Raw genomic sequence first — 26,040 nt, forward strand, 5'->3', positions numbered from 1 at the left:
CCAGGCGCGCATTTCATCTACGAAACGCTCAGGAGTTCGACGGCGTCGTCGTCGGCGAAGACGATGTCGTGGTCGTCGGTCGAGATCGCCCAGCGGCGCAGACGAGCCGTGTGATCCTCGTCGATGCGCGCCTCGACGGGCTGGTCGCCGGGAGCGAGGTCGGCGAAGTCGTCGACGATCTCACCCTCACGGGTGGTGCCGTCCTCGAGGGTCACGCGAACCCGTGACGAGACGTGCAGACGCTCCAGCTCCGCGGCGTCGGCGAGATCTTCGTGGGCCTCGGCCTCTACGGGCTCGTCGAGAGCTTCCTCGTCAACCGGGGCGTCCTCGACCGGGGCCGCATCGTCAACGGCGGCGGTTTCCTCGACAGCAACATCCTCGGCAGCGACATCCGCGGCGGGGTCTTCTGCAGCGGGCTCCTCGGCGGAAGCTTCTTCGGTGGCGACCTCTTCGGGGGCGAGCTCATCGGGGCTGATCTCGACCGTTTCGTCCTCGTCCGTGGCCTCGACCTCGACCACCGCGTCGTCGGCAGCCTGCAAATCGGTTTCCACGGCGTCGTTCTCCGTGTCCACCGCGTCGCTCTCGCGATCGCCGCTGCTCTCCGGTGCGCTCATGGCGTTGCCGTCCTTCCGGTCAGGGGAGTGTGCTCTCCGGGCGGCCGGACGTCCCGAAGTGGCACGTTTGACCCGGTCGTAGGGGTGATCATACTGAACTCCAGGGTTGTCATCCCGAATGGGACCGAATCGTTGCCACCCCGGGATTGTCCTCTCGCGCCGTCGGTGTCGGGTTCCGACTCTGTGCCGGCCGGATCCCAGAACTTCGTGACCGGTGGACTCGGGCTCGACGTGCAGACTTCGATCGAGGTCTGCAGGTCCGAGTCGAGCTTCGCCTGTCACGGACGGTCAAGGGTCTCCGACGATTCCGGTCCGTGCGCGATGAGTAGCCTCAACTGCGTGACGGCGCCGCAACCTTCCCCCCACCCACTCACCGACGACTCCGTCCTCGACGCCCTTGGTGCCGACCTCCGCGCTGCGGGTTACACGACCGACGGTGTCACCGAACTCCTCGGTGAGGACGTCCACGCCGCCCTGCTGCGCGGTGTGTGGTGGCCTGCCCTCGCGGCGACCTCCGAGACATCTGTCGAGGACGACGAGGTGCCGCTCGCGACGGTCATCCGACTCTTCCTGCTCGGCTCGGACGAACCGGAAACCAGTGTCGCCCAAGCGTTTCCGACCTCCGGCGTCGACGCACTCATCGCCGAGGGCGTCCTGATCCGCCTCGACGACGGGGCGATCCGCGCGAACCTCGACATCCGCCCGCACGCCGACGAGACCCACGACTACCTCGTCGTCGCCGATCAGGACGCCGCCATGCGGCCGGGTCCCGTCGCCCGCGACCATGTGCTCGGGATCGGCGGCGCCTCGATGTCCCTGGCGCGCGCCATCATTCGTGAACCGGCACGACGCGCGCTCGACATCGGCACCGGATGCGGCATCCAGGCGCTACACCTGAACTCGCACTGCGACGAGATCGTCGCCACGGACACCAACGAGCGGGCGCTGGCACTGGCCCGGGCGACCGCACGTCTCAACGGGATGTCGTGGGATCTGCGCGCGGGCAGCATGTTCGAACCCGTGGCGGGGGAGCGCTTCGACCTCATCGTCTCCAACCCGCCGTTCGTCGTCGGGACCGGCAGCCAGGACTACATCTACCGCGACTCGGGCGTCGTCGGAGATGCGCTGTGCGAGCAGCTCATCCGCGAATTGCCCGCATATCTGAATCCGGGCGGCACCGCCCAGATTCTCGCCAACTGGATCATCACCGACGGTGCGGACTGGCGTGAGCGGGTGGCCGGATGGCTGGACGGGACCGGTCTCGATGCCTGGGTCGTCCAGCGCGAGGCGGCCGACCCGATCAGTTATGTGTCCCTGTGGCTCTCCGACGCCGGCGAGGACGAGCAGGCCACTGCTCGGCGCGGGGAGCAGTGGCTGGAGTGGTTCGACGACAACGACATCGTCGCGATCGGCATGGGTTCGATCACGGTCCGGGCGCCCGAAGCGGGGGAGGACCGGGAACCCGACGTCGTCCTCGAGGAGATCACGGGCGCAGGCGAGGAGGTCACGGGTCCCGAGGCGCAGGCCTTCCTGGCCCGCCGCCGGTACCTGCGCGAGACCTCCGACGCCGACCTGCTGGACAAGCGGCTGTCGATCGCACCGGTGATGCTCGAGGAGCATTCGCTGCCCGGCGAGGACGGTTGGCAACAGGTCGGTGCCGCCGTGCGCCGCCCCGGAGGTCCGGCCGCGGTCCTCGGAGTCGACGAGGTGTCCCGAGCGCTACTGGCCGGATGCCGCGGGCAGGTTCCCCTGCAGACCCTGATCGAGTTGCTCGCCGGATTCCACGGCGTCGACGCCGAGGCGCTGGCCACCGCCGCACTGCCGGTGGTCCGGGAGGCCATCGGCCGCGGAATCCTCTACGAGGCGAACTGAGTACGAGGCGAACCGAGGGCCGGCGGTCACATCCGCGCGAACCGGGTGAGCCAGTAGCAGTACACGCCGTACCCGGCGATACCGATCGCGGCCAGGATCATCAGCACCTGCCCGGCGGGCAGGCCGGAGAGCGACTTGACCGTGCCGTCGAGTCCGCTCGCTTTCGACGGATCAGTGGTCGCCACCGCGACGAGTACGAGGATGCCGGTGCCGATCAGCACCAGGCCCTTGCCGCAGTAGCCGATCACCCCCGCGATGGTTGCCGCGCGGTCGCCGGAGGCTGCTCCGGACCGCGATGATGCGGGGGAGTCGGAGGTCGTGCGACCGATCGGCGGTTTGAGGTCCTCGAGGAAGTTGCGGCTCGCGCCCTTGTACACGTGATAGACGCCGACGCCGATGATGATCAGTCCGGCGACCACCACGACGAACTTACCTCCGCCGGATTGCATCAGGCGTGCGGTGAGTCCGGCGTTCTGCTCCCCGCTCGACTGGCCGCTGCCCATCGCGAAACGCACCGCAGTCCAGGTGAACCCGACGTAGACGACGGCGAGGGACAGGGCCTTCCCGCGGTCCAGCCAGTCCTGCGCGCCGTCGTTCTCGCGGCCGGATTCGGTGGGATGAGGCCCGACGATGGCCTCGGCGATGCGCCAGAGAGCCAGCCCGACGAATGCGACGGCCGCGATCCAGAGGACGAGCCGGCCGCCGGGGTTCCCTGCGAAGATACCCAGGGCGCCGGACTGATCGGCGTTGCCCTGGTCGCCGAAGGCGAGTCGCACGATGATGTAGGCGATGAGCAGGTGGAGGAGTCCGCTGACGGCGTGCCCGGCACGCGCCACCCGCTCGAACCACGGACTGTCGGTGGCGCGGTCGACCGCACCGGTGACCGGGTTGCCTGACATCGTCGCCGCCTCTCGCCGGTTGTCATCGAACCTCGAAAAGCACCGGCTCGAAATACGATACGCGCGCTCAGTCGGCGTTCGGGAAGGTTGCGTCGAGTGCCCGGGAGATGTCGGCGATCAGGTCCTCGGCGTCTTCGAGGCCGACCGAGAAACGGAGGTGACCCCACTGCCGGAACGGCTCGGGGTATGCGGCGACGCGGGGGCCGTCGGGTCCGACGTGGACGATCAGCGACTCGTCGTGACCGAGCGACACCGCGGACGTGATCACCTGCAGTGCACCGACGAAGCGGTTCTGTGTCGCCGAGTCGCCGCGCACGGCGAAGGCCATCATCGCGCCGAAGCCGCGTCCGCCGAACTGCCGAGCCGCCAGCTCGTGCTCGGGATGGGAGGCGAGGCCGGGGTAGCGGACGAAGGCGATGCGCGGGTCCTCGTCGAGGAAGGCGGCGACGCGTTCGGCATTGCGCTGGTGCTGTGCGAGTCGCAGCGGCAGCGTGATGGCCCCGCGGGCGATCAGCCATGCGTTGAACGGCGAGATCACGCCGCCGACGTCGACCATCGCCTGTTCTTTGATGCGGCCGATCAGCTCGGCGCGCCCGAGCACCGCGCCGCCCATCGCGTCGCCGTGACCGTTGATGTACTTCGTCAGCGAGTGGACGACGAGGTCGGCGCCGTCGGCGAGTGGCCGGTACAGCGGCGGCGGGGTGAAGGTCGAGTCGACGAGCAGAAGGGCGTCGGCGGTGTGCGCGATGCCGGCGAGCTCCGCGATGTCCCCGACCTTGGTCGTCGGATTCGCGATCGTCTCGACCGCCACCAGTCGCGTGTTGGGACGCAGTGCCGCGCGGACGTTCTCGGGGTCGGTGATGTCGACGAAGGTCGCCTCGATCCCGTACTTCTTCGGCAATAGCTCGGCCCAGAGCTTCCACGTCGCCTCATAGGTGGTGTCCGAGACGACGACATGATCGCCGGTGGAGAGAAAGGTGAAGAAGACGGCGTGCAGAGCGGCGACGCCGGAGGCCAGCACGACCGCGTCCTCGGCCTCCTCGAGCGCGGCGAGCTTGTCCTGCAGGGCGACCTGGTTGGCGCCGGTGTTGCGCGTGTAGAAGAGCTGGTCGGTACCCGACCAGCTGATCTGTTCCGGCTCGGGCGGCAGGTGGTAGGAGTTCGCCATCGTGATGGGCGTGCGCACCGACGGCCCCGATGAGTCGTTCCCGGCGTGCACGCTGCGGGTCATCTCCCCGGGCTGTTGCTTTTCTGCGCTCATGCGCGGGCTCCCGTCGGTTGCGGCTGTTCGTCGGTGCGCACACCGGGTTCGACATCGTCCTCGGCAACGGACTCGCCGTCGGCCCCGGACGCAGTGCCGGTACGGCGCGACAGGACTCCGCGCGCGACCCGTCCGGGGACCTTGTGCAACTTGTCGATGTGGCTGAAGTACCGGAACTCCGCCCACGCCCAACAGATGCCGAACACCAGCAGCGCGACGGCCTGCATCGTGAGCGCGTCCCACGGCCGGTGGGCGATGTGGATCGGGACGACGACCAGCGCGATCGCCTGGATGACATAGGAGTCGAGGCTGCGGGTGCCGGTCATGACCAGCGGTCGCAACCAGTCGTGATGCCACCAGCGCAGCAACAACCGGAACACCCCGTAGAGGGCGGGGATCACGAGGTAGGCGCCGATCGCGCGTGCGGGCCGGAAATCCAGCTTGTCGGCGAAGGTGGGTTCGAGGTGCGCCCACGGGCCGGCGTCGATGCCGTAATGGAAGAACAGTGCGACCGTCACGGCCACGGCGACGATGACGACGAGCCAGCGGTCGACGAACTCGGGGACACTCCAGCGCGACCAGTTCCAGCCGATCACCACCGACGGGATGAACATGATCTGCCATCCCGCGACGTTCTGGATGTGCGGGGCCGCCTGGTGGGCGCTGAGGTAGAACCAGTCCGGCGACCAGAACAGCGAGACCGCGTACAACGCCAGCGAACCGGCGAGAATCCACGCCCACCACCCGCGCTGGAGGAGCGGGAACAGGGCGAACGCGGAAATCATCAGCACCATGTAGAGGAGCAGGATGTTCCCGCCGCTCGGCAGGTACTGCATCGTGACCGACAGCCAGATCCCGTCGGCCCAGCCGTCGACCGGGAGCAGGAGTGTGAGCCAGCGGTGCCCCTCGAGTGCGGCCGCGACGGCGACGAGCGCGATCACCAGCTGACAGACATAGAGGACCGCGATGCGCTTGGCCAGGCGGACGTAGGCATACCGCAGCCCGTGACGGGTGACCCAGCGCTGGTACACGAGACCCAGCACGATGCCCGAGAGCATGACGAACGCCGACATCCCGTCCACGTACGGAAAGGCGTGCGTGGGCGACGCCAACGGGGAATCGGTGGCGAAGTGTGCGGTGACCATGCTCCAGATCGCCACTCCCCGCGTGGCGTCGATGGCGAGATCTCGGTTCCCGGACACTCGGTTCGAAGACATTGATCTGAAGATAGAACTCACCGCGACCCGGAGTCATCCCGGGCCGCGGTGAGTCGTGATCTATCTCGCCACCCGGCGGCGACCTCTAGGAGTAGAGGTCGGCGATCGCCTGCTTGTGCGCGTCGTGGATGACGTTGCGCTTGAGCTTCAGCGTCGGCGTGAGCTCGCCGGTCTCGATCGAGAAGTCGGTGTCGAGGATGGTGAACTTCTTGATCGCCTCGGCGTTGGAGACCTTCGAGTTGGCCTCCTTGACCGCGGCGTCGATCTCGGCCTTCAGGTCCTCGTTCTCGATCAGCTCCGAGAGCGGGGTGTCGGCGGGCAGGTTGTGACGCTCCAGCCAGCCGGGGACGGCCTCGGGGTCGATGGTGATCAGCGCGCCGATGAACGGCTTGTTGTCGCCGACCACCAGGCACTGGCTCACCATCGGGTGCGCCCGGATCGTGTCCTCGAGCTGCGCGGGGGAGACGTTCTTGCCGCCGGCGGTGACGATCAGTTCCTTCTTGCGGCCGGTGATGAAGAGGTAGCCGTCGTCGAGGGTGCCGATGTCGCCGGTGTGGAACCAGCCGTCGCGGATCGCGTCGGCGGTCGCGGCCTCGTTGCGCCAGTAGCCGCCGAAGACGACCGGACCCTTGAGGAGGATCTCGCCGTCGTCGGCGATCGCCACCGTCACACCGGGCACCGGGCGGCCGACCGACCCGACCTTCTGGTGCTTGTCGTTGTTCGCGGTGACCGCGGCGGTGGTCTCGGACAGGCCGTAGCCCTCGTACACGGGGATGCCGACGCCGCGGAAGAAGTGACCGAGCCGCGCGCCGAGCGGGGCACCGCCGGAGATCGCACCCTCACACTGACCGCCCAGGGCAGCACGGAGCTTGCCGTAGACGAGCTTGTCGAACAGTGCGTGACGCAGCTTCAGGCCGAGACCGATCTTGCCCTCCTCGGTCGCCTTGCTGTACTCGATGGCGGTCTCGGTGGCCTTCTCGAAGATGGAGCCCTTGCCGCCGTCGTAGGCCTTCTGCTTCGCCGAGTTGTAGACCTTCTCGAACACGCGCGGCACCGACAGCACGTAGTGCGGCTTGAAGACCGCGAAGTCGTTGACCAGGTTCGAGATGTCGTTGGTGTGGCCCAGGATCACGCCGTTCTCGACGCTGGCCACGGCGATGATGCGGGCGAAGACGTGCGCGAGCGGCAGGAACAGCAGGGTGGTCTTGCCCTCGGCCAGTCCGGCGCCGACGGCGTCACGGGTGGCGGCGCACTCGGCCATGAAGTTGGCGTGGGTGAGCAGGACGCCCTTGGGGCGGCCGGTGGTGCCCGAGGTGTAGATCAGGGTCGCGGCGTCGCTGGACAGCGCGTTCGCCTTGCGACGGTCGAGTTCGTCGTCGGCGACGGTCGCGCCGCGCTTGGTGAGTGTCGGGAGAGCGTGGTCGTCGATGACCAGCGTCTCCTTGAGCGTGGGCGTCTCGTCGATCACGCGGATGTGCTTGGTGTAGTGCTCGTGGTTCTCGACGACGAGGAGCTTGGCGCCCGAGTCCTCGAGGATCCACTGCACCTGGTCGGGGGCCGAGGTCTCGTAGATGGCGACGGTGCATCCGCCCGCGCGCCAGATCGCGTAGTCGAGGACGGTCCACTCGTACCGGGTCGAGGACAGGATGGCCACACGATCGCCGGGCTCGATGCCCGAGGCGACGAGTCCCTTGGCCACGGCGTCGACCTCGTCGGCGAAGTGCTTCGCGGTGACGTTGATCCACTGGTTGTGGGAGCGCTTGCGGAAAAGAGGCATCGTGGGTCGCTCGGTCCGGTACTTGAGGATCGAGTCGACGAGGTTCGCCTTGTCGTCGATCGTGAGATCGGACGGGGTGGCGTACTGCTGCTGCATGGCACTCCTGAGACGGACTTGCTGATCTGGACATATCGGGCGCCGGGGTAGTCGGTGACCGGGCCGACGCCGTTTGAGTGGCACTGACAGTACCAGTATTCGTGTGATGCATCACACGTGCTCGTCTTAGTGTCGTATTACCTGTTCAGCTGCGAGTTGTGACGCGGTCATGGCAGGATGCCGACATTCCGGGGTCGGACGATTACAGTTGAGTGCGATGAATGAGACCCGCGCATGAGTACTTCCGAACAAGGCGAGCACGGCGCGCCGGCTGACACCTCTGCACACGACACCCCCGGCGGCACATTCGACGACCTGGAGATCGAGTCGCGCGTCCGCGCCGCGATCACCGACGTCGGCTACGAGACCCCCTCGCCGATCCAGGCCGCCACGATCCCGCCGCTGATGGCCGGCCGCGACGTCGTCGGCCTGGCGCAGACCGGTACCGGCAAGACCGCCGCCTTCGCGATCCCGATCCTCTCCCGGCTCGACACTTCGGCGCGGTCGCCTCAGGCACTGATCCTCGCGCCGACGCGTGAACTCGCCCTGCAGGTGTCCGAGGCCTTCGGTCGCTATTCGGCGCACATGCCCGAGGTGAAGGTCCTGCCCATCTACGGCGGACAGTCCTACGGTGTGCAGCTCGCGGGCCTACGCCGCGGTGCCCAGGTCATCGTCGGTACGCCGGGTCGAGTGATCGACCACCTCGACAAGAAGACCCTCGACATCTCCGGACTCGAGTTCCTCGTGCTCGACGAGGCCGACGAGATGCTCACGATGGGCTTCGCCGAGGACGTCGAACGCATCCTCGCCGAGACCCCGGACACCAAGCAGGTCGCACTGTTCTCCGCGACCATGCCCAGCTCCATCCGCCGGCTCGCCCAGCGCTACCTGAAGTCTCCGCAGGAGATCACGGTCAAATCCAAGACGGCGACCGCCCAGAACATCACGCAGCGCTATTTGCAGGTTTCCCACCAGCGCAAACTCGATGCGCTGACCCGATTCCTCGAGGTCGAGGAGTTCGACGCGATGATCGTGTTCGTCCGCACCAAGCAGGCGACCGAAGAACTCGCGGAGAAGCTCCGGTCACGCGGACTGTCCGCGGTCGCCATCAACGGCGACCTCGCCCAGGCACAGCGCGAGCGGACCATCAACCAGCTCAAGAACGGCTCGATCGACATCCTCGTGGCGACCGATGTGGCCGCCCGCGGTCTCGACGTCGACCGGATCTCGCATGTCGTCAACTACGACATCCCGCACGACACCGAGTCGTACGTGCACCGCATCGGACGCACCGGCCGCGCCGGCCGCTCGGGCAACGCGCTGCTGTTCGTCTCACCGCGTGAGCGCCACCTGCTGCGGGCGATCGAGAGGGCGACGCGCCAGGAGCTCACCGAGATCGGCCTGCCCAGCGTCGACGACGTGAACGCCCAGCGCGTGGCGAAGTTCGGTGAGTCCATCACCCAGAACCTGTCCTCGGACAACCTGGACCTGTTCCGCGGACTCATCGAGAACTATGCCCGCGACAACGATGTGGCCATGGCCGACATCGCCGCCGCGCTGGCCCTCGAGACGCGCGACGGCGGCTTCCTGCTCGCTCCCGATCCGCCGGAGTCGGAGCGGCGGAACCGCGAACAGCGGGAGCGCACCCCGCGCCGTCCCGAGGCGAGCTTCGCCACCTACCGCATCGCGGTCGGCCGTAAGCACAAGGTCTCCCCGGGTGCGATCGTCGGTGCGATCGCCAACGAGGGCGGTCTCACCCGCGCGGACTTCGGGAACATCAGCATTCGGGACGACTTCAGCCTCGTCGAGCTCCCCGACGATCTCGACAACGAGACCCTGTCCCAGCTTCGCCACACCAAGATCGGCAAGAACCCGATCGACATCCGTAAGGATCTGGGCGCGCCGCGGGGTCGCGGCGGCAAGCGCGGCGGACCGCAGAGTGGTGGGGGGGGGGGGGGGGGGGGCGGGGGGGGGGGGCCCCCCCCCCCCCCCCCCCCCGTGACCGGGTGGCTACCCGGCGTGCTTCTCGATGGCAGCGCCGAGTCGCGGCAGTGCCGCGACCACATAGTTCTTGGCCTTCCCGCGCAGCGAGTTGTAGGCCTTCGCCAATCCGGGCTTGGCCGAATCGGCCTGGGCGTCGGTGACCGCCAGCAGTGCCTCGGCCGCGGCATCGCCGTTGGCCGAGAGATGATCGCCGAAGGCGACACCAGCAGGCTTCGTGTCCCAGAACGGCGCCAGGGCCGTCAGGAAGTCCTCGGCCAGCTGATCCGTGGCACTGCGCACCACGCCGGGCTTCACCTTCTGGACCGCCGAGTAGGCGGTCTTCACAGCGGCGCCGCTCAGACCCGACTGGTCGGCCACCTCGGCATCGATGACACCGACCAGGTCGGTCACCAGTGCGCTGCGGTTGTCGGCAAGTAGGGGCGTCAGCGAATCGCTCATGCGGTCTCCTTGTGAATATGCGACGTGGTTCACGCGGACCGGTCGTTCCCGGTCCGCGTGTAGAGCGTACTGGCCGCCGCTGACGGGCCGGCGACTCAGTTACGCGCGCACACCACATTGGCGAGGGCCTTCGCGCCCTCCCGTTCGATGACACTCGCGGTGGCCAGGAAACGGGCGCCGTCGTCCCAGACCGCGACCTCGAGGGTCTCGCCGGGGAAGACCACGCCGGCGAACGATGCGGAGAACTCCGCGACGGCGGCGACGTCTCCGTCGAGCAGTTCGTCGGCGATGGCGCGCGCGACCGTGCCGTAGGTGCACAGACCGTGCAGGATCGGGCGCGGAAAGCCTGCGCGCGAGGCGAACTCGGGGTCGGAGTGCAACGGGTTGCGGTCGCCGCACAGTCGGTAGAGAAGCGCTTGATTGGGAAGCGTCGGGATCCGCAGCTTGTGATCGGGTTCGCGGTCGGGGTACTCGACCTTCTCCGATGTGCCGCGCTCCCCGCCGAAGCCGCCCTCGCCCTTGGCGAAGATCGACGACCGCGCGGTCCACAGCGTCTGACCGGCGTCGTCGGTGGTCACCGACTCCTGGATGATGACGGCGGCCGAACCCTTGTCCTGGACCTCGGCGATGCGGGTACGGGTGGTCGCCTTGCCGCTCGGAGGAAGCGGGCGGTGCGCGGTGACCTTCTGACTTCCGTGGACGACCTTCGCGAGGTCGATGTCGACGCCCGGGAAGGAGACCTTCGGCGGTTCGGTGGTGTGGAAACCGGCGGCGACGGTCGCGAAGGTCGGCAGGACCTTGGGCGCCGAATCATGGACATAGGCCAGCGATTCGGTGTTCATCGGGTCGGTCGCGGCCCCCACGGCGAGGTGGTAGAGCGCGATATCCGATGCCGACCACTCGAACGAGACCTCGGGCAGTTCCGCTCCGACGGCGACGGCGGGATCGATCGGCATGGTTCAGGCTCCTGTCTGGGACGTCGGGGTGGTGGCCGAGGCCTTGGCGGCGATGTCGCTGGCGGCGAGGTAGCCGAAGACGATCGCGGGGCCGATGGTGGCGCCGGGACCGGCGTAGGTGTGGCCCATCACCGGGGCGCTGGTGTTGCCGGCGGCGTACAGGCCCTCGATGACCGACCCGTCGGCGCGGAGTGCGCGACCCGCGGCGTCGGCGTTGATGCCGCCCTTGGTGCCGAGGTCACCGGGAACCATCTTGACCGCGTAGAACGGGCCATTGCTGACCTCGCCGAGGCTCGGGTTGGGCTTGTTGGTGATGTCTCCGTAGTAGTGGTCGTAACCGCTTGCGCCACGGCCGAAGTCCTCGTCGACGCCGTTGCGGGCGAAGCCGTTGAAGCGTTCGGTGGTCTCGACGAGCGACTCGGCGGGGACACCGATCTTCTCGGCGAGCGCGGAGATGCTGTCCGCCTTCACGACGACGCCCGACTCGTACCACTTCTTCGGAAGGGGCTGGCGCGCAGTGATACCGGCGAAGAGGTAGCGGTTGCGGCACCGCTGGTCGAAGATCAGCCACGACGGCACGTTCTCGCCCGGGCCCTCGCCGTGACCGAACTCGCCGCCGTACATCTGGTGCACCGCTTCGACATACGGCAGCGACTCGTTCATGTAGCGCTTGCCGCGCATGTTCACGATGAAGGTGCCGGGGACCGACCGCTCCGACAGCGCGAACCAGGGTCCGCGCGGCAGCGGGATCGTCGGACCCCACCAGGCGTCGTCCATGAGGGAGACCGCGGCGCCGATCTTGAGTCCGGCGTTGATGCCGTCACCGGTGTTGCTCGGTGCGCCGGTGGTCCAGTCGGACCCGATGGGCTCGCGCTGGTACTTCTTGCGCATCTCCTCGTTGTGCTCGAAGCCACCGCAGGCGAGGATCACGCCCTGACGCGCGTGGATCTCGAACTGCTTGCCGTCCGACTCCGCGATCACGCCGACGACCCGGTCGTCGGAGGTGATGAGGTCGACGAGGCCGGTGTTGAGGCGGAGCGGGACCCCGGCCTCGCGCACGCCGATGAGCAGCTCGGCGGCCAGCGCCGCACCCATCGCGATCAGCTTCTTGCCGCGGCTGCGGGCCCAGAAGAAGCGGCTGCCGACCTTGGCCATGCGCAGCGGTCCGCGCCAGTGGCGGAGGCCGGTGTTGAGCCAGCGGTAGTCGGACTGCAGCACGACCATGTTGAGCGGGGCCTTGGTGTACTGCGGGTGCAGCGTTTCGAGATCGTCGCCGAGCCGGCGCGCATCGAACGGCCGCGGTTCGATCGACCGGCCGCCGAGACGTCCACCCGGTGCCTCGGGGTAGTAGTCCGAGTAGTTCTTCACCCACTCGAGGTCGAGCGGGGCGTGCTCGAGCAGGAAGTCGAGGGCCTCGGGTCCGCGATCGATGTAGGCGTCGATACGGTCGGCCGGTGCGTGCTCGCCGATGATCGCGTGCACGTATTCACGGGCCTTCTCCGGCGTATCACTCACGCCGTCGCGCTTCAGCACCGAGTTGTTGGGGATCCACACGCCGCCGCCGGACCGGGAGGTCGAACCGCCCCAGTAGGGCGACTTCTCGATCAGAACGGTCTTGAGGCCCTTGCGGGCCGCGGTGATCGCGGCGGCCAGACCGGCACCACCGGCACCGACGACGATGACGTCGTAGGTCTCGGGTTCGGTGCTGGTCTGTTGTGGATCGGACGAGCCGGCCATGGGGTCCCCTTCGTGCGCGCAGCTGTAACGTGTTCTACCTGAATTAGAACACGTTACAGAAATGCGACGCCAGGGGTGGGCGCGTGCAACCGATGGTCACCGGGTGCAAACGGTGCGGGAACGAGTAGTCCGGTACTCGTGTCGACCGGGTCGGTCCGGCGGATCCTGAGGTTCACAGACCACTTCCTCCAGGAGAGGCGAGGCTGACGTGACCATCGACGACCGGATCGCAAGCGAAGTCGAGACCGCACCCGCGCCGAGTGCGACGACGCCGACACCCACCCGAAAAACCTTGCGCGTGGCCCTGGCGGAGCGCGGCGGGGTCAGCATGGCCGTCTGGATCGGGGGTGCGGTCGCCGAACTGGACCTGTTGCGCCGCGTCAGCCGGGGCGCGGACCGGTGTCGGTGTGCCGAATGGCCCCCGAGTTCGCCGCGATGCGTCGATTCGGCGACGCCGCGAGAGCGTCGTGCGCACCTGTATCGGCGCCGGCTCGCGGAGGCGGGTTACACCGACGTCGAGTTCGACATTCTCGCAGGAGCGAGCGCCGGCGGTCTCAACGCTGTGTTGTTTGCGCTGACGCAGACCTACGGTGTGCCCACCGATGACATCGTCAGCGCGTTGTGGAGCGAGCAGGGAGACCTGTGTGAGCTCGTCCGCGACCCGGGCTGGGGTCCGGTGCCCTCGCTGTTGAAGGGGAACGAACGCCTGCTCGACGTCGCCGAACAGGCGGTACTCGGGATCGCCGGTGTCGATCCGGAGTCGGGGTCCTCGGAGCGCCCGGCTCTCGCCGTCTCCGAATCGGTGACCGTCGAACTGGCCGCGACGCTGCTCACCGACGGAAAGCAGCCGGAACTGGGTAACCGCGCGTCGTTCTCCTTCACCCGACGCCCCGGCGGTCTCGCGTCGAGGTACTCGACGGTTCCCGGGCCCGAGGCGGTGGAGCCGAGGATGGAACTGCGCCGGATGGCGCTCGCCGCCCGCGCGACGTCGTCCTTTCCCGGCGCCTTCGAACCCGCGGACATTTACTCGGCGACCGACGGACCCACATGCGGACGGAGGCCGCGTCCGCGTCGCCAAGCGGAGTCGGCCGGCGACTGCGTCCCGAACATGGCCGACGTCTTTCCGTTCGCCCGTGCGGGAACACCGCCCTCGACGGTCGTGGACCCCGGTGACGACTTCCGGGTCGTCGACGGCGGCGTCTTCGACAACATCCCGATCGATCGCGCGCTCCGCGCCGTACAGCGTGCCTCGGCATCGAGTCCGTCTCGCCGCGTGCTGGTCTACCTCGATCCCCAGCCTCCGCAGCCGCCGGTCCCGCGGAAGGCGGTGGTCGCCGGGAACCGCGATTCCGGCGCGGGCTGGCTGTCGGTGATCATGGGTGCCAAGGGACTTCAGAAACGAGTGGAGAGCGCCGACGACGAGATCGACCAGATCCGTGAGCACAACGCCGCCGCGCTCGAGGCCGCATCCCGGCAGCGGGAACTGGCCGCCACCCTGTCGGTCGCGCTCGGTCCCGGCCGCCGGGTCGAAAAGGTCGATGTCCCGACCTACGTCCGCTCCCGAACCGGTATCGACGTCCAGCGGCTGAGCAATCTCGTTGTCGACCCGACCGCATCCCTGTGCCGGCCGCCCCACCGGTCCCGGATCTTCCCGACCGTGAGCCGTCTCGACGCGCTGTGCGTCGAGCGAGCGGTGCGCAAGGCGTATGAACAGATCGCCGCCGGGGAACAGCCGGACGCGTTCGCCGTATTCGCTGGCGGTGACGTCGGGGCGGCCGTCGCCGGCATCCGCCTGCTCATCGCCTGGGTGCAACAGCTGCAGTCACTTAGCGCCGGATCGACTGTTGCGGAACCGATTCAACTCCGGCTGCTGAAGAAGGGGTTGTACCGATGCCTCACCGTGATGCTCGAGGCGCGGCGTCTCACTGTCGATCTCGCTCTCCTGCCGCAGGATTCGAGCCGAATCGACTGCGACGAGGTCGTGTCCCGAATCATCGCGGGCATCGAGTCGCAGCGGCGCCTCGCACTCGGATCGGTCGTCGAGTTCGCGATGACACCGGCCGGGGTCGACGAGATCGCGGAATCGACCTTCTATCAGGTGCTGGCACCGGCACACGGAGCACCGGGCGTGCTGCTCGGCGAAACGAGTGGCAGTGCGCTGCAAACGGTCTGGGAAACCCTGTCGCAGTACCGAAACCGCATCCTCGAATGGTCGGTGAACCCTGACGGGTCGGCCGGACCGGCGCTCGAACGCTGGAACAACTCGATCTTCCACCTGCTGCACGACAGGCTCGGTGAGATGCCCTCCGGTGAGACCGACGATCCGGCGAATGTCGTCTTCGACATCGTCCGCCTGGTCGGCGAGGCGGCCATCCCCGGTACCGCCGCCACCATCGGCTTCCATCGGATCGCCGGTGACACGAAGCCGCGGCTGAAGCTCGACGACGAAACCGGTGAGGACGAGATGACGCTCTCCGGGGTCCGGGCCTCCGCTATCGCCGCACAGTTGCAGAAATGGATTCGCGCGGACGTGGATCCCGGGTCACTCAACGCCGGTGCGGTCGCCAAGCAGATCGAGGCGACGACGGATCTCGCCCGGGCGGACACCCGCCTGGCCGGAACCGGGCTGGCGAGGTTCGCCGGCTTCTTCAGTCCCGGATGGCGCGAGAACGACTGGTACTGGGGACGACTGGATGCCGCGGCCGGAGTCGTGGAACTGCTGTCCACGACCTCGGAGTCGACGGTCGTCGTCTCCCGAGACGACGACGAACGACTCATCACCGAGCTGCAAGAAGAGGTCACGAGGGAGGTCGGCCCGTCCGGGGTGCCTGCGGGGGAGCACATCGCCGCGACCGGCGGGCAGAGCCTGTCCGACCTGCGGGTCCGCTACCTGTTCGGACTGGTATCCCGGATCCTGCCGCTCGTGTTGCGGGCCCTGTGGCCGGCGGAGCGCTCCGGTGGCACCGCGAAGGGGGTTGCGATCCGCGTGGGGCTCATCGCCGCCCGGCCGCTGCTGCCGATCATCGCTCTGGTCGTCGACCGTGTCCGGCTGGTCTCGGCCGTCGTCGTGGCGATCGCGGCCGCCGCGCTCCTCGGCACCGGGACCACCGCGCCCGGAGTTCAGGCGACGTTCGTGGGCATCACCGCCGTCCTCGGTGGACTGCTGATCTGGCGTGCGATCGAGGCGCGCCGTCGGTGGCGGATGGTCGACCGATTCTTTCGGGCACCGGCTCCGGAGCGCGAACCCGAGAGAGACGAACTGTGGAAAGACACGCTCGATGGGAGCGTGAGGTACGCGAGCAGATTTGTCGTCGCCGCGGTGGCGGCCGGAGTCATCGCGATGGCCCTCGGTGCAGCGTGGATCTGGTGGCGCAGCAACGAGGTCCCCGCTCTCGGTGCGGAATCGCTGGTCATGACGGTCCTGTTGTTCGCAGGCCTGGTCGGCTGGTGCAACCTGGGCGCGCAGACGGTGCGTGCCCAGGTCCGGCCACGGGTCAGGGTCCGCGTCGGTCTGATCGTCGCCGTGGTCGTGCTGTATCTGTTGAGCTTCGGCGTCACCTGGATGTCCATCGAGGATATGAGATCCGGCAACAAGTCGTCAGATCTCGCCCAACTGTTCACCCAGCCGAGTCCGGGTGGGGCGGCCGGTATCGCCGCGACGACGGTACTGCTGCTGACGTTGCTGTCCCTGTGGGGTTGGGCGCGCTGGTCCGACATCGCCGCATGCGCTGTAGGACTCGCTGTGACAGCGGGCGTCGCGCAGTGGTTGCTCGAGAGCTCATCGACCTCACCGCTGCTGGACCTGCTGCCGACGGCCATCTGGGCGGTCGGGGTCGGGATCGCCCTCCAGTTCGTTCACCCGGTCGGGCGCCACGAGCTCTAGACCGGATCGCGCGAACCCTCGCCGACGATCAGATCCCACGGGTCGGCGCCCTCGTCAAGGATGTCTTCGGCCAGCGATGTGGCCCAATCCTGCTCGGTGCCATACCGATCCGTCCAGGTCCACAAGGCTGAGGTGAATCGGCCCAGGCTGTGCTCCGACGTGAAGCCGATCGCGCCGTGGATCTGGTGTCCGGCGGAGGCGACCTCGGTGGCGTAGTGCGAGGTCACAACCTTTGCCGCCGCGATGGCGGCGCGGGCCGCGACCGGGTCACTCGACGCTGCCTCAGTGGCGGCTCGTGCGGCCGTCTCCATGAGCGTTGTGTGGGCGGCCATCTCGGCCAGTCGCTGCTGGATGGCCTGGAACTTCGCCAGGGGCCGCCCGAACTGGGTGCGTTCGGACGCGTAACGGACCGTGCGCTCGCGGACCGCGCGCGCGGCCGCGGCGAGGGCGACGGCGTACGCGAGAGCTCCGCGTCGACGCAGGTCCTGGATGTCGACGGGGGAGTGCGCCGAGAACGTTGCCTCGGCATCGCGGAATACGATGTCGCCGTACGAGACTCCCTGCAGGTCCGCCCCGGTCGTGACCTCGACGCCGGGAGCTTCGCGTCCGACGACGGCGACCACCGGGCCGTCGGGCCCGGTCGTCAGGACCACCACGGTATCCACATCGTCGACATACGCCACGCCGGTCGCGCTGCCCGACAGCAGGATTCGATTTCCGTCGGTGCGGGCGGTCCCGTCGTCGATCCCGGCAACCGTCGCCGTGGTGCCTGCGAGTGATTGTCCGACGCTCCCCGCCAGCCACGACGCGAGGAGTGCGTGTTCGAGGTACGGGGTCACGGCTCCGGCTTCGGCGAGCGAATCCAGAACGGCGAGTGCATCACCGAGTTCGCCACCGTGTCCACCGGCCTCCTCGGGGACATCGACGCCGGTGAACCCGGCCTCGACAACGGCGCCCCACACGGCCGCGTCGGGTGCGGTGATCGGGGTCTGCATGTCGACCGGGATGCGGGCGAGCATCGCGGTGATGGTGGCCCGGAGCTCTGCGGCGAGGTCGGTCATCGTATCCCCAGTCCGCGCGCGACGATCCCGCGCAGGATCTCGTTGGTTCCGCCGCGAAGCGTGAACGCCGGTGAGTGCAGGACGGATTGGGCCAGGAGCCGTTCGAGATGGGTGCTGCCCTTGCGGTGCGGCACGATGGCGGAGGCATCGCGGACGGCCGTCACCAGATCGCCCTCGAACGTCGAACCGAGATCCTTGACCATCGCGGCGAGCACATCGGGTTTGCCGCCGGCCGCCAGTTCGCGGGCAACCTGCAGCGACATCTGACGCAGCGCCCACGCCTGTGCGGTGAGCTTTCCCAGCGCCGCCCGCTGCTGCGGGGTGGCTCCCTGCTCGCGGAGATGATCGGTCCATGCGCGTAGGAGTGGCAGCGTGCTGAGGTAGCGCTCCGGTCCGGAACGTTCGAATGCCAACTCGCTCATCACCTGTTGCCACCCGTGTCCTCGGCGACCGAGCAATGCCGCCGAGCCGACGACGGCATCGTGGAAGATGACCTCGTTGAAGTGGGACTGACCGTCGATGCTCCGGATCGGCCGAATCTCGATGTCGGGGTGGGGGAGGTCGACGACGAACTGTGAAAGTCCTTGCTGCCGATCGTCGGGGGTGCCGTCGGTGCGGGCGAGCAGCACCATCGCGTGGGCGATGTGGGCGCCGGTGGTCCACACCTTGGTGCCGCTGATCGTCCACGAATCACCGTTGTCGGTGGCCCGTGTCCGGACGCCGGCGAGGTCGGAACCCGCGTCGGGTTCGCTCATCCCGATCGCGAAGTAGACCGTGCCCGCGGAGATCCCGGGGATGTAGCGGCGCCGCTGCTCCTCGGTGCCGTTGGCCAGGATGCCCGGCGCCATCTGACGGTCGGCGATCCAGTGAGCGGCAACCGGTGCGCCGTGCGCGAGCATCTCCTCGGTGATGACGAACCGCTCGACGGGGGTCCGTCCCTGTCCGCCGTACTCGGGTGGCATCGTCATGCCGAGCCAGCGGCGTTCGCCGAGCCGACGGCTGAAGGCGGGGTCGAAACCCGTCATCCAACTGTCGACGTCAGGAGTGAAGGCGCCCGAATCGATCTCGGCGCGCAGGAACGCGCGGACCTCGGCGCGCAGCGCCGCCGGGGATTCGACGCGCAGCGTCGAGAGCTGATCGTCGGTCACGACCGGCCGGGTCCCCGCGACGACCAGTTCCGGCCCTTGCGGGCCATCGACCACATCTGGGTTCCGCGTTCGATCTCGATCGCGGAATCCCAGGTCACCGTCGGCGGACCGAGCTCCAGGCGCACGCTCGACATGACCTTGCGGGTCAGCTCGGGGTCGCGGGCGGCGGGACCGGTGAGGCCGTCGACGATCGCAGGGAGCTCGTCGACCGGGGCTGCGGCGCACGCGAGCCCCTGCTCGACCGCCTCGTCGCCGGTGAGTGACTGGCCGCAGGCCGCGAGTGCGATCGTGTTGGCGCGTCCGACCGCGCGGTTCAGCAGGGTCAGGTGACCGCCGCCGGGATGAATACCGCGGGCGAGGAAGCCGCTGTCCAGAACCGCGTCGGGAGTGGTGACGAGCAGGTCGACGGCCAGGGCGAGGTTGAGGCCGGCGCCAACCGCACCGCCCACTACGACGCCGATGGTGGGAACCGGAAGAGAACCGACACGGACGAACGCCGCGTACACCGCCGACAGTTGCCTCACCGACTCCGGCGCCGCCGGATCGGCCGACGCGCCGGCGAGGATGCGGGTGTCGGCGCCGCTGCAGAAGTAGGAGCCGGCGGCGTCGACGACCACCGCGCCGATGGTCTCGTCGGCGGCCACCTGGTCGCAGAACCGCTCGATCGACGCGGCCATCTCGAGGGTGATCGCGTTCTTGCGGCGCGGGTTGTTGAGCGTCAGCCGGCCGACGCCGTTGTCGAAGGACGTGAGAATGGGATCGCCGGTTGCCTCGGCGTCCGAAGGGGCGGAGGTTGAGGAGTCGGAGCTCATGACGAGAACGGTAGTCGTCCGCGCGACGCTCACGACGGTGCGACGCGAATTGCGCACGGGGCTCCTGCAAGACTGGAACATGTTCTAAACTAGAACAGGTTCACTTTCGGGAGGCGGAGGCGAGATGGCGGTTGACCAGCAGATTCGCGAACAGATCGCGGCGCAGCTGTGGCAGGCGGAAGCGTCGGCTGCGGCTATCGCCCGTCCCACGGACGCCTATCCGGACCTCGACGTGGTCGATGCCTACGAGATCCAGCTGATCAACATCCGCAAGCGCCTCGACGCCGGGGCCAAGGTCGCCGGGCACAAGGTCGGTCTCGCCTCCGAGGCGATGCAGAAGATGATGGGCGTCGACGAGCCCGACTACGGCCACCTCCTCGACGAGATGCAGTACTTCGAGGAGACCCCCATCGACGCGAAGAAACTGTGCTTCCCGCGCGTCGAGGTGGAGGTCGGGTTCATCCTCGGCGAGGACCTGCCCGGCGAGGGATGCACCAACGATGACGTCGTCGCCGCGGTCGAGTGGGTGGTGCCCTCGATCGAACTCATCGATTCCCGGATCAAGGACTGGAAGATCACGCTGTGCGACACCATCGCCGACAACGCCTCGTCGTGCGGCTGGATCCTCGGGCAACAGCGCGTCCCGATCAGCGAGATCGACACCGGGGACATCGATGCGGTCCTGCATCGTAACGGGGAGATCGTGGCGAAGGGCAATTCGTCTGCGGTGCTGGGCCATCCGCTCAACGCGGTGTCGTGGCTGGCGCGCAAGGTCGACAGCTTCGGGGTCCGCCTCCGCAAGGGGGACGTGATCCTGCCCGGCACGGCGACGCGGGCGATCGACATCTCCTCGGGTGATCACTTCGTGGCCGAATTCGTCGGCCTCGGTTCGGTCACGCTCGACTTCACCTGACATACAACAGACTTCACTAGCAAGAGGAGGGTCCACGTGGCGGCAAAACTGACCGCGGCGATCATCGGATCGGGCAACATCGGCACCGACCTGATGTACAAGCTGGAGCGTTCGGAGGTCATCGAACCCCGATGGATGGTCGGCATCGACCCCGACTCGGAGGGCATGAAGCGCGCCGCCGACCACGGGCTCATCACGATGAGCGGTGGCGCGGACGAACTCCTCGGATCGCAGGACAAGCCCGATCTCATCTTCGAGGCCACGTCCGCGTACGTGCACCGTGAATACGCGCCGAAGTACGAGGCCGCCGGTATCACCGCTGTGGACCTCACTCCGGCTGCCGTCGGACCCGCCGTGGTCCCGCCGGCCAATCTCCGTGAACACCTCGATGCGCCGAACACCAACATGATCACCTGCGGTGGGCAGGCGACGATCCCGATGGTGCACGCGGTTTCGTCGGTCGTCCCGGTTCCGTACGCGGAGATCGTCGCGTCGGTCGCCTCGGTCTCGGCCGGTCCGGGCACCCGCGCCAACATCGACGAGTTCACCGCGACGACCTCGGCGGGAGTGGAGACGATCGGTGGCGCCCAGCGCGGCAAGGCGATCATCATCCTCAACCCCGCCGACCCCCCGATGATCATGCGCGACACCATCTTCTGCGCGATTCCCGAAGACGCCGACACCGACGCCATCGCGGAATCGATCCACCGGCGCGAGAAGGAGATCCAGCAGTACGTGCCGGGTTACCGCCTCCTGCAGGACCCGCAGTTCGATCCGCCGAGCGTCCTGAACGGCGGCTACGCGCGGGTGTCGATCTTCGTGGAGGTCGAAGGTGCCGGCGACTTCTTACCGCCGTACGCCGGAAATCTGGACATCATGACCGCCGCCGCGACCAAGGTCGGCGAAGAGATCGCCAAGCAGAAGTTGGGAGTCCCTGCATGAGCACCAATGTGGTTCTGACACCGCGCGACCCGAAGTTGATGACGAACGCGCGCAAATACTCCGACACCCTCGACATCCGCATCACCGACTCCTCGCTGCGTGACGGCAGTCATCACAAGCGGCACCAGTTCACCGAGGAGGAGGTGCGTGCGATCGTCGGCGGCCTCGACGACGCCGGTGTGCCGGTGATCGAGGTGACCCACGGCGACGGACTCGGTGGCTCATCGTTCAACTACGGGTTCTCCAAAACCCCTGAACAGCAGCTCATCAAGGCGGCGGCCGAGACCGCCAAGCGCGCCAAGATCGCCTTCTTGATGCTGCCCGGTCTGGGCACCAAGGACGACATCCGCGCTGCGCAGGACAACGGCGGCCAGATCTGCCGCATCGCCACCCACTGCACCGAGGCCGACGTCTCGATCCAGCACTTCGGTCTCGCACGGGATCTCGGCCTGGAGACCGTCGGCTTCTTGATGATGAGCCACAGCCAGCCGCCGGAGGTCATCGCCAAGCAGGCCCGCATCATGGCCGATGCCGGATGCCAGTGCGTCTACGTCGTCGACTCCGCGGGTGCGCTCGTCCTCGAGGATGTCACCGTCCGCGTCGAGGCGCTGGTCGCCGAACTCGGCAACGACGCCCAGGTCGGATTCCACGGGCACGAGAACCTCGACATCGCGATCGCCAACTCGGTTAACGCGATCCGTGCAGGTGCCCAGCAGATCGACGGCTCCATTCGACGCTTTGGTGCCGGTGCGGGTAACACGCCCACCGAGGCATTCGTCGGTGTGTGCGACAAGCTCGGCATCACCACCGGGGTCGACTTCATGAAGATCGCCGACGTCGCACAGGATGTCGTCCGTCCGGCCATGCCGTCGGAATGCCTGGTGGACCGCCCGGCGATGATGATGGGTTACGCCGGGTGCTATAGCTCGTTCCTCAAGCATGCCGAGGGGCATGCGGAGCGCTATGGCGTCTCGGCTGCGGAGATCCTCCTCGAGGCGGGGGCCCGCAAACTCGTCGGCGGCCAGGAGGACCAGCTGATCGACATCGCGCTGGAGCTGAAGAAGAAGCAAGACGCGAATGCCGGTGTCTGAGAGTCCTGACGGTTCCGGATCTGGCTTCGACGCAACGAAGTACGGCCCGTGGGCGGTGATCGCCGGCGGTTCGGAGGGCGTGGGTGCCTCGTTCGCCCACCAGCTCGCCGACGCCGGGATCAACGTCGTACTCATCGCGCGTAAACCCGGACCACTGGAGGAGACCGCTGCCGAGGTCCGGGCCCGCGGTGTGCAGGCGCTGACCCTGTCGGTCGACCTGACCGCACCCTCGGCCATCGACGAGATCGTCTCCTCCACCGACGGTCTCGACGTCGGTCTGCTTGTCTACAACGCCGGTGCCAACAGCTACGGCGCGGACTTCGTGGAGGGCGACCTCTCGAAGTTCCAGACCGTCATCGATCTGAACATCACCGCCCAGCTCGCACTCGTGCACCACTTCGGTGCCCGGATGCGGGCCCGGGGGAGTGGTGGGCTGCTGCTCGTCGGTTCCATGAGCGGTTACCTGGGCGGCAAGCACCTGTCGGTCTACGGCGCGGTCAAGGCTTTCGGGCGCGTGTTCGCCGAATCCCTGTGGCTCGAGCTGCGTGACCACGGAGTCGACGTCCTCGAACTCGTACTGGGAGTGACGCGTACACCCGCGATGGAAAGGGCCGGGATGAACCTCGGCGGGCCGCTGAAGGCGAGCGAACCCGACGACGTCGCCCGCGAGGGTCTCGAGCATCTCGCGGACGGCCCGGTGTGGGTGGCCGGCGGCAACGCCCGCCGGGTGGAGAAGATCAACGGCCCCGATCGCCGCAGTCTGATCCTGGCCCAGCATGAGGCGATGCTGAAGTTGTTCCCGCAGAAGGCGGCATCATCTGCTCCTTGAGTAGCCCGGGGCTTGCGGAGGGCGTATGTTTCTGCTCCTTGAGTAGCCCGGAGCTTGCGGAGGGCGTATGTTTCTGCTCCTTGAGTAGCCCGGAGCTTGCGGAGGGCGTATCGAAAGGAGCCGACCCCGTGCTCCCTGAGGTGCGAGGAGCGATAGCGACGAGCCACGAAGGGCTGGTGAGATGACTCCATGACCGATCGCTCCCGCCTCGGCATCACCAGCCCGATCGTCACGCGTTTGCCGGGTGTCGCAGGTGAGTGGGAGGCGACCGCAGGGATCGCCGAACTCGCCGACATCGCCGCGGCCGCGGACGAACTGGGTTTCGAGTACCTCACCTGCAGCGAGCACGTCGCAGTGCCCACCGCGATCGCTGCCCAGCGTGGCGGTACCTACTGGGACCCGTTGTCCACCTTCGGGTTCCTCGCGGGACGAACGCGGACCATCCGGTTCCTCACCCAGGTGCTGGTGCTCGGGTACCACCATCCCCTGGAGATCGCGAAACGCTACGGGACGCTCGACACCATCAGCGGGGGACGGGTGACGCTTGGCGTCGGAGTCGGTTCCCTGCGTGAGGAGTTCGATCTCCTCGGTGTCGAGTTCGGTGGTCGCGGTGATCGCGCCGACGACGCGATGCGTGCGCTGCGAGCTTCGTTGTCGGCCTCCGAACCGGAATATCAGGGCACCCACTATGAGTTCGGCGGTTCGATCGTCGAACCGTGTGCGGTACAGCAACGGGTGCCGATCTGGGTCGGCGGACGAACGAGTCGGTCCCTGCGGCGGGCCGTCGAGCTCGGAGACGGCTGGGTTCCGTTCGGACTCGGCCGGTCCCGACTCCGGGAGATGCTCGACGCGGTCGAGATCCCGCACGGTTTCGAGGTGGTGCTCGGCGCGGGGCCGCTCGATCCGGAGGACGCCGAGGGCACCGCCGCAGAGCTGGAGAAGACCCGCTCCGCCGGTGCGACGATCGTCGGCGTGACGATCCGGGCGTCGTCGGCCGACCACTACATCGGTCAGCTGCGACGACTCGCCGAACTCGGACTGAAGGGGTGAACGCGATGATCGAAGAGAAGATGACCCAGCTCGAGGACACTGTTCGGCTTCTTGCCGACGAACGGGAGATCACCCGCCTGGTCACCTCGTACGGACCGCTCGTCGACAGCGGCGACGCCGAGGCGGTCGCCGCGCTGTGGACGCCCGACGGCATCTACGACGTCGACGGCCTCTACATGCAGGGCCGCGATGACATCGCCGCGATGGTCCGCTCCGACGCACATCAAGGACTCATCGCCCGCGGCTGCACACATCTCCAGGGTGCGGTTCATGTGAACGTCGACGCCGACGAGGCGATCGCCGCCAGCCACTCACTTCTGGTCCTGTCCGGCGACAAGGGGTTCCGCGTTCTCCGCGCCACCGCGCATCACTGGAGGTTCGTGCGTACCGAGGCCGGCTGGAAGGTCGCCCGGCGTACCAGCCGTGCCCTCGATGGGAATCCCGAGGCGCATCACCTGCTCAACGCGGGTGCCCACGGAACCGATGTCGAGGACCGCGCCTCTTCCTGAGTGTTCAGGATCGGCCGATATGTGCCAGGAAGTCCCGCGCTGCACCGGCATTGGGTTGAGGACCGGATGACCACACCGCGCGTAGCTGACGTTCGAGATCGAGGTCGTCGATCGGGATACGGACCAACCGTCGGCCGAGATCGTCGGCGACCGACAGGTTGCTGAGCACGGCCGGCCCGGCCCCCGCGATGACTGCGGCGCGCACCGACGCCGTGGTCGACAGTTCCAGCACCGGTGCGGTGATCTCGCGGGACGGTCCCAGCGCCCGCGTGAGAGCGCGTTCGAAGAACTCGCGCGTGCCCGAGCCCTCCTCGCGGGTCACGAGCGCGGTACCGGCGAGATCGGCGGCCCCGACCCGACGGCGGCTGCGAGTCCACGGATGATCGGGCGGCACGACGACGACGAGCTCGTCACGTGCGATCGTCCGGCTCCGGAGTCCGGGCGCCACCCGAGGTCCCTCGACGAACCCGAGTTCGACCTCGCCGTCACGCACCAGTGTGCAGACGTGGTCGGAGTTGGCGGCGGTGAACGACACCTTCGGCGCGGGTTCGTGCTGGGCGGCGAAGGACACGAGCCAGCGGGGGAGGAGATGCTCCGCGACGGTGAGGCTCGCGGCCAGCCGCAGCTGATCGCGCCTCTCCAGCCGCAGCGCGGCGAGACCGGCGTCGAATTCGCCTGCCAGCGTGAGCAACCGGTCGGCCCACTCGGCGACGAGCCGGCCGGACTGGGTCGGGACCGATCCGCGTGGTGTTCGTGTCAGCAGTCCGACGCCCAGCTGGGTCTCCATCGCGCGGATACGTGCCGACACCGCCTGCTGGGTGACACCGAGCTCGCCGGCCGCCGCATTGAGACTGCCCGTGCTGACGACCGCCTGCAGGGTCTCCAACGAGGCGAGGTCGGGCATCCGCGGACTGAGAACCATCGTCCGAGG

At 67.9% G+C, this 26,040-nt stretch carries 20 protein-coding genes and 1 pseudogene; 9 read left to right on the forward strand and 12 right to left on the reverse strand.

Translation table 11 applies throughout. The features are described 5' to 3' along the window. Window positions 1-17: 17 nt before the first annotated feature. Window positions 18-614, reverse strand: a complete 597-nt coding sequence (locus M1L58_RS19585) for a hypothetical protein (RefSeq protein ID WP_248660155.1) — start codon at window positions 612-614, stop codon at window positions 18-20. Between the two features lie 321 nt (window positions 615-935). Between M1L58_RS19585 and M1L58_RS19590 the strand changes: the two genes are divergently transcribed. Then, entirely contained in the window at window positions 936-2,486 is a 1,551-nt protein-coding gene (locus tag M1L58_RS19590) for a DUF7782 domain-containing protein (protein WP_248660156.1), read from the forward strand. A gap of 26 nt (window positions 2,487-2,512) precedes the next feature. Here the strand turns inward: M1L58_RS19590 and M1L58_RS19595 are convergent, their stop codons facing one another. From M1L58_RS19595 to M1L58_RS19610, 4 genes are all read right to left on the reverse strand, one after another. After that, window positions 2,513-3,385, reverse strand: coding sequence for a DUF1206 domain-containing protein (locus M1L58_RS19595; protein WP_248660157.1), 873 nt, complete (start codon window positions 3,383-3,385; stop codon window positions 2,513-2,515). Between the two features lie 67 nt (window positions 3,386-3,452). Continuing rightward, the gene (locus tag M1L58_RS19600; protein WP_248660158.1) at window positions 3,453-4,646 is read right to left on the reverse strand and encodes a trans-sulfuration enzyme family protein; all 1,194 of its coding nucleotides are present in this window, start codon (window positions 4,644-4,646) and stop codon (window positions 3,453-3,455) included. Next, window positions 4,643-5,863, reverse strand: coding sequence for an OpgC domain-containing protein (opgC, locus tag M1L58_RS19605; protein ID WP_248660159.1), 1,221 nt, complete (start codon window positions 5,861-5,863; stop codon window positions 4,643-4,645). Before opgC ends, M1L58_RS19600 begins: the two co-directional genes overlap by 4 nt. A gap of 85 nt (window positions 5,864-5,948) precedes the next feature. Beyond that, a complete protein-coding gene (locus M1L58_RS19610; RefSeq protein WP_248660160.1) occupies window positions 5,949-7,736 on the reverse strand; it encodes an AMP-dependent synthetase/ligase in 1,788 nt (595 codons plus the stop codon). A gap of 234 nt (window positions 7,737-7,970) precedes the next feature. Between M1L58_RS19610 and M1L58_RS19615 the strand changes: the two are divergent. After that, a pseudogene (locus tag M1L58_RS19615) lies at window positions 7,971-9,701 on the forward strand (DEAD/DEAH box helicase); the annotation flags it as partial. Window positions 9,702-9,746: 45 nt separating this feature from the next. On the opposite strand, the gene M1L58_RS19620 reads toward M1L58_RS19615, so the two are convergent. The 3 genes from M1L58_RS19620 to kstD all read right to left on the reverse strand — a co-directional run bounded on the left by M1L58_RS19620 (window position 9,747) and on the right by kstD (window position 12,871). Continuing rightward, window positions 9,747-10,178, reverse strand: a complete 432-nt coding sequence (locus M1L58_RS19620) for a DUF6918 family protein (RefSeq protein WP_005194399.1) — start codon at window positions 10,176-10,178, stop codon at window positions 9,747-9,749. A gap of 95 nt (window positions 10,179-10,273) precedes the next feature. Continuing rightward, window positions 10,274-11,134, reverse strand: coding sequence for a MaoC/PaaZ C-terminal domain-containing protein (locus M1L58_RS19625; protein WP_006865441.1), 861 nt, complete (start codon window positions 11,132-11,134; stop codon window positions 10,274-10,276). A 3-nt stretch (window positions 11,135-11,137) separates the two neighbouring features. Then, the gene (gene kstD, locus M1L58_RS19630; RefSeq protein ID WP_248660161.1) at window positions 11,138-12,871 is read right to left on the reverse strand and encodes a 3-oxosteroid 1-dehydrogenase; all 1,734 of its coding nucleotides are present in this window, start codon (window positions 12,869-12,871) and stop codon (window positions 11,138-11,140) included. Window positions 12,872-13,079: 208 nt separating this feature from the next. Here kstD and M1L58_RS19635 point away from each other — a divergent pair, with 208 nt between their 5' ends. After that, window positions 13,080-16,754 carry a DUF3376 domain-containing protein gene (locus M1L58_RS19635; protein ID WP_248660162.1) on the forward strand — a complete coding sequence of 1,225 codons (3,675 nt, stop codon included), beginning with the start codon at window positions 13,080-13,082 and terminating at the stop codon, window positions 16,752-16,754. Here the strand turns inward: M1L58_RS19635 and M1L58_RS19640 are convergent. From M1L58_RS19640 to M1L58_RS19650, 3 genes are read right to left on the reverse strand one after another with little or no spacing between them, the layout of a single operon-like run. Beyond that, the gene (locus tag M1L58_RS19640; RefSeq protein WP_248660163.1) at window positions 16,751-17,815 is read right to left on the reverse strand and encodes an acyl-CoA dehydrogenase family protein; all 1,065 of its coding nucleotides are present in this window, start codon (window positions 17,813-17,815) and stop codon (window positions 16,751-16,753) included. The two genes, M1L58_RS19635 and M1L58_RS19640, sit on opposite strands and share 4 nt — an antisense overlap. Next, window positions 17,812-18,963, reverse strand: a complete 1,152-nt coding sequence (locus M1L58_RS19645; RefSeq protein WP_248660164.1) for an acyl-CoA dehydrogenase family protein — start codon at window positions 18,961-18,963, stop codon at window positions 17,812-17,814. The genes M1L58_RS19640 and M1L58_RS19645 overlap by 4 nt, the downstream gene beginning before the upstream one ends. Further along, window positions 18,960-19,775 (reverse strand): enoyl-CoA hydratase-related protein, encoded by an 816-nt coding sequence (locus M1L58_RS19650; protein WP_248660165.1) that lies wholly within the window; start codon window positions 19,773-19,775, stop codon window positions 18,960-18,962. The genes M1L58_RS19645 and M1L58_RS19650 overlap by 4 nt, the downstream gene beginning before the upstream one ends. Before the next feature lie 124 nt (window positions 19,776-19,899). Here M1L58_RS19650 and M1L58_RS19655 point away from each other — a divergent pair, with 124 nt between their 5' ends. The 6 genes from M1L58_RS19655 (at window position 19,900) to M1L58_RS19680 (ending at window position 25,109) form a co-directional block, all read left to right on the forward strand. Next, window positions 19,900-20,688 (forward strand): 2-keto-4-pentenoate hydratase, encoded by a 789-nt coding sequence (locus M1L58_RS19655; RefSeq protein WP_248660166.1) that lies wholly within the window; start codon window positions 19,900-19,902, stop codon window positions 20,686-20,688. A 36-nt stretch (window positions 20,689-20,724) separates the two neighbouring features. Continuing rightward, the gene (locus M1L58_RS19660; RefSeq protein WP_248660167.1) at window positions 20,725-21,630 is read left to right on the forward strand and encodes an acetaldehyde dehydrogenase (acetylating); all 906 of its coding nucleotides are present in this window, start codon (window positions 20,725-20,727) and stop codon (window positions 21,628-21,630) included. Beyond that, window positions 21,627-22,721, forward strand: coding sequence for a 4-hydroxy-2-oxovalerate aldolase (gene dmpG / locus M1L58_RS19665; protein ID WP_248660168.1), 1,095 nt, complete (start codon window positions 21,627-21,629; stop codon window positions 22,719-22,721). Before M1L58_RS19660 ends, dmpG begins: the two co-directional genes overlap by 4 nt. After that, window positions 22,708-23,550 carry an SDR family NAD(P)-dependent oxidoreductase gene (locus tag M1L58_RS19670; RefSeq protein ID WP_248660169.1) on the forward strand — a complete coding sequence of 281 codons (843 nt, stop codon included), beginning with the start codon at window positions 22,708-22,710 and terminating at the stop codon, window positions 23,548-23,550. The genes dmpG and M1L58_RS19670 overlap by 14 nt, the downstream gene beginning before the upstream one ends. A 189-nt stretch (window positions 23,551-23,739) precedes the next feature. Further along, entirely contained in the window at window positions 23,740-24,600 is an 861-nt protein-coding gene (locus tag M1L58_RS19675) for an LLM class F420-dependent oxidoreductase (protein WP_248660170.1), read from the forward strand. A 5-nt stretch (window positions 24,601-24,605) separates the two neighbouring features. Continuing rightward, entirely contained in the window at window positions 24,606-25,109 is a 504-nt protein-coding gene (locus M1L58_RS19680) for a nuclear transport factor 2 family protein (protein ID WP_248660171.1), read from the forward strand. A gap of 4 nt (window positions 25,110-25,113) precedes the next feature. On the opposite strand, the gene M1L58_RS19685 is transcribed toward M1L58_RS19680, so the two are convergent. Further along, the gene (locus M1L58_RS19685) at window positions 25,114-26,031 is read right to left on the reverse strand and encodes a LysR family transcriptional regulator (protein WP_248660172.1); all 918 of its coding nucleotides are present in this window, start codon (window positions 26,029-26,031) and stop codon (window positions 25,114-25,116) included. Window positions 26,032-26,040 lie beyond the last annotated feature (9 nt).

The organism is Gordonia sp. C13 (genome assembly GCF_023218005.1).
In the GTDB taxonomy this organism is placed as follows: domain Bacteria; phylum Actinomycetota; class Actinomycetes; order Mycobacteriales; family Mycobacteriaceae; genus Gordonia; species Gordonia namibiensis.

Excerpts from the sequence above, each read along its gene's own strand:
- M1L58_RS19655 (WP_248660166.1), top strand. The coding sequence starts at position 19,900 with ATGGCGGTTGACCAGCAGATTCGCGAACAGATCGCGGCGCAGCTGTGG.
- M1L58_RS19600 (WP_248660158.1), bottom strand. The coding sequence starts at position 4,646 with ATGAGCGCAGAAAAGCAACAGCCCGGGGAGATGACCCGCAGCGTGCAC.
- M1L58_RS19625 (WP_006865441.1), bottom strand. The coding sequence starts at position 11,134 with ATGCCGATCGATCCCGCCGTCGCCGTCGGAGCGGAACTGCCCGAGGTC.
- M1L58_RS19640 (WP_248660163.1), bottom strand. The coding sequence starts at position 17,815 with ATGACCGACCTCGCCGCAGAGCTCCGGGCCACCATCACCGCGATGCTC.
- dmpG (WP_248660168.1), top strand. The coding sequence starts at position 21,627 with ATGAGCACCAATGTGGTTCTGACACCGCGCGACCCGAAGTTGATGACG.
- M1L58_RS19590 (WP_248660156.1), top strand. The coding sequence starts at position 936 with ATGAGTAGCCTCAACTGCGTGACGGCGCCGCAACCTTCCCCCCACCCA.
- M1L58_RS19685 (WP_248660172.1), bottom strand. The coding sequence starts at position 26,031 with ATGGTTCTCAGTCCGCGGATGCCCGACCTCGCCTCGTTGGAGACCCTG.
- M1L58_RS19595 (WP_248660157.1), bottom strand. The coding sequence starts at position 3,385 with ATGTCAGGCAACCCGGTCACCGGTGCGGTCGACCGCGCCACCGACAGT.
- M1L58_RS19650 (WP_248660165.1), bottom strand. The coding sequence starts at position 19,775 with ATGAGCTCCGACTCCTCAACCTCCGCCCCTTCGGACGCCGAGGCAACC.
- M1L58_RS19620 (WP_005194399.1), bottom strand. The coding sequence starts at position 10,178 with ATGAGCGATTCGCTGACGCCCCTACTTGCCGACAACCGCAGCGCACTG.
- M1L58_RS19610 (WP_248660160.1), bottom strand. The coding sequence starts at position 7,736 with ATGCAGCAGCAGTACGCCACCCCGTCCGATCTCACGATCGACGACAAG.
- M1L58_RS19670 (WP_248660169.1), top strand. The coding sequence starts at position 22,708 with ATGCCGGTGTCTGAGAGTCCTGACGGTTCCGGATCTGGCTTCGACGCA.
- opgC (WP_248660159.1), bottom strand. The coding sequence starts at position 5,863 with ATGTCTTCGAACCGAGTGTCCGGGAACCGAGATCTCGCCATCGACGCC.
- M1L58_RS19585 (WP_248660155.1), bottom strand. The coding sequence starts at position 614 with ATGAGCGCACCGGAGAGCAGCGGCGATCGCGAGAGCGACGCGGTGGAC.
- M1L58_RS19680 (WP_248660171.1), top strand. The coding sequence starts at position 24,606 with ATGATCGAAGAGAAGATGACCCAGCTCGAGGACACTGTTCGGCTTCTT.
- kstD (WP_248660161.1), bottom strand. The coding sequence starts at position 12,871 with ATGGCCGGCTCGTCCGATCCACAACAGACCAGCACCGAACCCGAGACC.
- M1L58_RS19675 (WP_248660170.1), top strand. The coding sequence starts at position 23,740 with ATGACCGATCGCTCCCGCCTCGGCATCACCAGCCCGATCGTCACGCGT.